Annotated in this window: 2 tRNA genes and 1 rRNA gene; all 3 read right to left on the bottom strand. The window is 50.9% G+C overall.

Going from position 1 to position 503, the window contains the following annotated elements:
* Positions 1-153: 153 nt before the first annotated feature.
* Positions 154-229, bottom strand: a tRNA-Ala gene (locus KUV72_RS19765).
* A 37-nt stretch (positions 230-266) separates the two neighbouring features.
* Positions 267-343, bottom strand: a tRNA-Ile gene (locus KUV72_RS19760).
* Positions 344-443: 100 nt separating this feature from the next.
* A 16S ribosomal RNA gene (locus tag KUV72_RS19755) occupies positions 444-503 on the bottom strand; the annotation flags it as partial.

Genomic DNA, 503 nt, shown 5'->3' with positions numbered 1-503 from the left:
GTATCTTACTTTGTCAGCATGATATACATTGTTAAAGAGCGTTAGAGTCGAAACTCTAAGCGAGAGACTTGAAAACCGCCGTCCCGAGTTATCGAGCAGCGATGCAAGCATCTTGCTTAGAACTTCATTCAATGACTTTCATCCAAGGGATGATGGTGGAGCCTAGCGGGATCGAACCGCTGACCTCAACACTGCCAGTGTTGCGCTCTCCCAGCTGAGCTAAGGCCCCATGCAGTTTTTGCACTGACGTTCGCCAGTCTGACAAATGGTGGGTCTGGGCAGACTTGAACTGCCGACCTCACCCTTATCAGGGGTGCGCTCTAACCAACTGAGCTACAGACCCATTTGCCACGTTGGGCCTGTAAACAACCCAAACAGTCATTGCTCTTGCTTGATCAGGTAATTCATTGTGAGCACTTACCGACAGTCAGCGACGTGTCGATTAAGGAGGTGATCCAGCCGCAGGTTCCCCTACGGCTACCTTGTTACGACTTCACCCCAGT

It is taken from the genome of Halomonas sp. DP4Y7-1 (assembly GCF_019800705.1).
Classification (GTDB): Bacteria; Pseudomonadota; Gammaproteobacteria; order Pseudomonadales; family Halomonadaceae; genus Halomonas; species Halomonas litopenaei_A.
This window is presented reverse-complemented; position numbering and strand designations above follow the sequence as displayed.